At 50.7% G+C, this 5,289-nt stretch carries 2 tRNA genes and 3 rRNA genes; all 5 read left to right on the plus strand.

The features are described 5' to 3' along the window. The 5 genes from VPR01S_RS21790 (at nucleotide 1) to rrf (ending at nucleotide 5,289) form a co-directional block, all read left to right on the plus strand. Nucleotides 1–1,553 (plus strand): 16S ribosomal RNA (locus VPR01S_RS21790). A 64-nt stretch (nucleotides 1,554–1,617) separates the two neighbouring features. Further along, nucleotides 1,618–1,694, plus strand: a tRNA-Ile gene (locus tag VPR01S_RS21795). 42 nt (nucleotides 1,695–1,736) lie between these two features. After that, a tRNA-Ala gene (locus tag VPR01S_RS21800) sits at nucleotides 1,737–1,812 on the plus strand. A 300-nt stretch (nucleotides 1,813–2,112) separates the two neighbouring features. Next, nucleotides 2,113–5,002: ribosomal RNA gene (locus tag VPR01S_RS21805) — 23S ribosomal RNA — on the plus strand. 171 nt (nucleotides 5,003–5,173) lie between these two features. Next, nucleotides 5,174–5,289: ribosomal RNA gene (rrf, locus tag VPR01S_RS21810) — 5S ribosomal RNA — on the plus strand. The 16S, 23S and 5S rRNA genes sit together here with 2 tRNA genes alongside, the layout of an rRNA operon.

A 5,289-nucleotide genomic window follows, 5' to 3' on the forward strand; every position in this document is an offset into this window, starting at 1 on the left:
AAATTGAAGAGTTTGATCATGGCTCAGATTGAACGCTGGCGGCAGGCCTAACACATGCAAGTCGAGCGGAAACGAGATATCTGAACCTTCGGGGAACGATATCGGCGTCGAGCGGCGGACGGGTGAGTAATGCCTGGGAAATTGCCCTGATGTGGGGGATAACCATTGGAAACGATGGCTAATACCGCATAATAGCTTCGGCTCAAAGAGGGGGACCTTCGGGCCTCTCGCATCAGGATATGCCCAGGTGGGATTAGCTAGTTGGTGAGGTAAGGGCTCACCAAGGCGACGATCCCTAGCTGGTCTGAGAGGATGATCAGCCACACTGGAACTGAGACACGGTCCAGACTCCTACGGGAGGCAGCAGTGGGGAATATTGCACAATGGGCGCAAGCCTGATGCAGCCATGCCGCGTGTGTGAAGAAGGCCTTCGGGTTGTAAAGCACTTTCAGTCGTGAGGAAGGTAGTGTAGTTAATAGCTGCATTATTTGACGTTAGCGACAGAAGAAGCACCGGCTAACTCCGTGCCAGCAGCCGCGGTAATACGGAGGGTGCGAGCGTTAATCGGAATTACTGGGCGTAAAGCGCATGCAGGTGGTGTGTTAAGTCAGATGTGAAAGCCCGGGGCTCAACCTCGGAATAGCATTTGAAACTGGCAGACTAGAGTACTGTAGAGGGGGGTAGAATTTCAGGTGTAGCGGTGAAATGCGTAGAGATCTGAAGGAATACCGGTGGCGAAGGCGGCCCCCTGGACAGATACTGACACTCAGATGCGAAAGCGTGGGGAGCAAACAGGATTAGATACCCTGGTAGTCCACGCCGTAAACGATGTCTACTTGGAGGTTGTGGCCTTGAGCCGTGGCTTTCGGAGCTAACGCGTTAAGTAGACCGCCTGGGGAGTACGGTCGCAAGATTAAAACTCAAATGAATTGACGGGGGCCCGCACAAGCGGTGGAGCATGTGGTTTAATTCGATGCAACGCGAAGAACCTTACCTACTCTTGACATCCAGAGAACTTTCCAGAGATGGATTGGTGCCTTCGGGAACTCTGAGACAGGTGCTGCATGGCTGTCGTCAGCTCGTGTTGTGAAATGTTGGGTTAAGTCCCGCAACGAGCGCAACCCTTATCCTTGTTTGCCAGCACGTAATGGTGGGAACTCCAGGGAGACTGCCGGTGATAAACCGGAGGAAGGTGGGGACGACGTCAAGTCATCATGGCCCTTACGAGTAGGGCTACACACGTGCTACAATGGCGCATACAGAGGGCGGCCAACTTGCGAAAGTGAGCGAATCCCAAAAAGTGCGTCGTAGTCCGGATTGGAGTCTGCAACTCGACTCCATGAAGTCGGAATCGCTAGTAATCGTGGATCAGAATGCCACGGTGAATACGTTCCCGGGCCTTGTACACACCGCCCGTCACACCATGGGAGTGGGCTGCAAAAGAAGTGGGTAGTTTAACCTTCGGGAGGACGCTCACCACTTTGTGGTTCATGACTGGGGTGAAGTCGTAACAAGGTAGCGCTAGGGGAACCTGGCGCTGGATCACCTCCTTATACGATGATTATTCACGATGAGTGTCCACACAGATTGATACGGTTTATGTAAAGAGACGATACTGGGTCTGTAGCTCAGGTGGTTAGAGCGTTCGCCTGATAAGCGAGAGGTCGGTGGTTCAAGTCCACTCAGACCCACCAATTTTCTTCCCGGGAGATTGGCAGGAGTATCGACACCTTGATGGGGCTATAGCTCAGCTGGGAGAGCGCCTGCCTTGCACGCAGGAGGTCAGCAGTTCGATCCTGCTTAGCTCCACCATCTTTAAGCATTCTTACGAGTGTGTTTAAAAATGGTTCTTTAATGAATCTAGCTCTTTAACAATTTGGAAAGCTGACAAAGTAATCTTTATGATTACTTGTAAAGTTCTCAAAGTATTCATGTATTTGAATACAACTAATAACACATTCAAGTGTTCTTGGCTTTTTGTTTTCACTTTTTATAAAAAAGTAAAATAAAAAGATATTTGAGTCCGGCAAAATCGAATGTCTCTCGCTCATTCAAATAATGAGAGACAACTTTGGTTGTTTAACGTCAATTCGAAACTCCTTCGGGTTGTATGGTTAAGTGACTAAGCGTACACGGTGGATGCCTTGGCAGTCAGAGGCGATGAAGGACGTATTAACTTGCGATAAGCCCAGATTAGGCAGTAAAAGCCACTTGAGTCTGGGATTTCCGAATGGGGAAACCCAACTGCATAAGCAGTTATCATTAACTGAATACATAGGTTAATGAGGCGAACCGGGGGAACTGAAACATCTAAGTACCCCGAGGAAAAGAAATCAACCGAGATTCCGAAAGTAGCGGCGAGCGAAATTGGACTAGCCCTTAAGCTTTATACGCATTAGACGAACGGTCTGGAAAGTCCGACGATACAGGGTGATAGTCCCGTAGTTGACGATGCGTGTTCAGTGAAATCGAGTAGGGCGGGACACGTGATATCCTGTCTGAATATGGGGGGACCATCCTCCAAGGCTAAATACTACTGACTGACCGATAGTGAACCAGTACCGTGAGGGAAAGGCGAAAAGAACCCCTGTGAGGGGAGTGAAATAGAACCTGAAACCGTGTACGTACAAGCAGTAGGAGCAGGCTTGTCCTGTGACTGCGTACCTTTTGTATAATGGGTCAGCGACTTATATTCAGTGGCAAGGTTAACCATCTAGGGGAGCCGTAGGGAAACCGAGTCTTAACTGGGCGTTCAGTCTCTGGATATAGACCCGAAACCAGGTGATCTAGCCATGGGCAGGTTGAAGGTTGAGTAACATCAACTGGAGGACCGAACCGACTAATGTTGAAAAATTAGCGGATGACTTGTGGCTAGGGGTGAAAGGCCAATCAAACCTGGAGATAGCTGGTTCTCCCCGAAAGCTATTTAGGTAGCGCCTCGGACGAATACTACTGGGGGTAGAGCACTGTTAAGGCTAGGGGGTCATCCCGACTTACCAACCCTTTGCAAACTCCGAATACCAGTAAGTACTATCCGGGAGACACACGGCGGGTGCTAACGTCCGTCGTGGAGAGGGAAACAACCCAGACCGCCAGCTAAGGTCCCAAATTACAGCTAAGTGGGAAACGATGTGGGAAGGCTCAGACAGCTAGGATGTTGGCTTAGAAGCAGCCATCATTTAAAGAAAGCGTAATAGCTCACTAGTCGAGTCGGCCTGCGCGGAAGATGTAACGGGGCTAAGCTGTAAACCGAAGCTGCGGCAATGCGATTTATCGTATTGGGTAGGGGAGCGTTCTGTAAGCCGTTGAAGGTGTGTTGTAAAGCATGCTGGAGGTATCAGAAGTGCGAATGCTGACATGAGTAACGATAAAGGGGGTGAAAAACCCCCTCGCCGGAAGACCAAGGGTTCCTGTCCAACGTTAATCGGGGCAGGGTAAGTCGACCCCTAAGGCGAGGCCGAAAGGCGTAGTCGATGGGAAACGGGTTAATATTCCCGTACTTCTTACAATTGCGATGGGGGGACGGAGAAGGCTAGGTGGGCCTGGCGACGGTTGTCCAGGTTCAAGTGCGTAGGCTTGAGGGTTAGGTAAATCCGGCTCTCTCTAAGGCTGAGACACGACGTCGAGCATCTACGGATGTGAAGTCATTGATGCCATGCTTCCAGGAAAAGCCTCTAAGCTTCAGATTGTAAGGAATCGTACCCCAAACCGACACAGGTGGTCGGGTAGAGAATACCAAGGCGCTTGAGAGAACTCGGGTGAAGGAACTAGGCAAAATGGTACCGTAACTTCGGGAGAAGGTACGCTCTCGACGGTGAAGTCCCTCGCGGATGGAGCTATTGAGAGTCGCAGATACCAGGTGGCTGCAACTGTTTATTAAAAACACAGCACTGTGCAAAATCGTAAGATGACGTATACGGTGTGACGCCTGCCCGGTGCCGGAAGGTTAATTGATGGGGTTAGACTTCGGTCGAAGCTCTTGATCGAAGCCCCGGTAAACGGCGGCCGTAACTATAACGGTCCTAAGGTAGCGAAATTCCTTGTCGGGTAAGTTCCGACCTGCACGAATGGCGTAATGATGGCCACGCTGTCTCCACCCGAGACTCAGTGAAATTGAAATCGCTGTGAAGATGCAGTGTACCCGCGGCTAGACGGAAAGACCCCGTGAACCTTTACTACAGCTTGGCACTGAACATTGAGCCTACATGTGTAGGATAGGTGGGAGGCTTTGAAGCAGGTACGCCAGTATCTGTGGAGCCGACCTTGAAATACCACCCTTGTATGTTTGATGTTCTAACTTAGCCCCGTTATCCGGGGTGAGGACAGTGCCTGGTGGGTAGTTTGACTGGGGCGGTCTCCTCCCAAAGAGTAACGGAGGAGCACGAAGGTGGGCTAATCACGGTTGGACATCGTGAGGTTAGTGCAATGGCATAAGCCCGCTTGACTGCGAGAATGACAATTCGAGCAGGTGCGAAAGCAGGTCATAGTGATCCGGTGGTTCTGAATGGAAGGGCCATCGCTCAACGGATAAAAGGTACTCCGGGGATAACAGGCTGATACCGCCCAAGAGTTCATATCGACGGCGGTGTTTGGCACCTCGATGTCGGCTCATCACATCCTGGGGCTGAAGTCGGTCCCAAGGGTATGGCTGTTCGCCATTTAAAGTGGTACGCGAGCTGGGTTTAGAACGTCGTGAGACAGTTCGGTCCCTATCTGCCGTGGGCGTTGGAAGATTGAAGGGGGCTGCTCCTAGTACGAGAGGACCGGAGTGGACGAACCTCTGGTGTTCGGGTTGTGTCGCCAGACGCATTGCCCGGTAGCTAAGTTCGGAATCGATAACCGCTGAAAGCATCTAAGCGGGAAGCGAGCCCTGAGATGAGTCTTCCCTGGCACTTTAAGTGTCCTGAAGGGTTGTTCGAGACTAGAACGTTGATAGGCAGGGTGTGTAAGCGTTGTGAGGCGTTGAGCTAACCTGTACTAATTGCCCGTGAGGCTTAACCATACAACACCCAAGGGGTTTTGATGGACTCAATGAAAGAACATTGAATGTGTAAGAACGAGAATTAAAAAACAGCTTTCCGAATTTAGGAATTGAATTTATTAACGACATCCATGTCGTTAACCCTTCGGGCCGCACTGAAGTGCGTTAAATTTTGTTCCAGACAAAATTTTGCTTGGCGACCATAGCGATTTGGACCCACCTGATTCCATGCCGAACTCAGAAGTGAAACGAATTAGCGCCGATGGTAGTGTGGGGTTTCCCCATGTGAGAGTAGGACATCGCCAGGC

The sequence above is a fragment of the Vibrio proteolyticus NBRC 13287 genome (genome assembly GCF_000467125.1).
GTDB lineage: Bacteria > Pseudomonadota > Gammaproteobacteria > Enterobacterales > Vibrionaceae > Vibrio > Vibrio proteolyticus.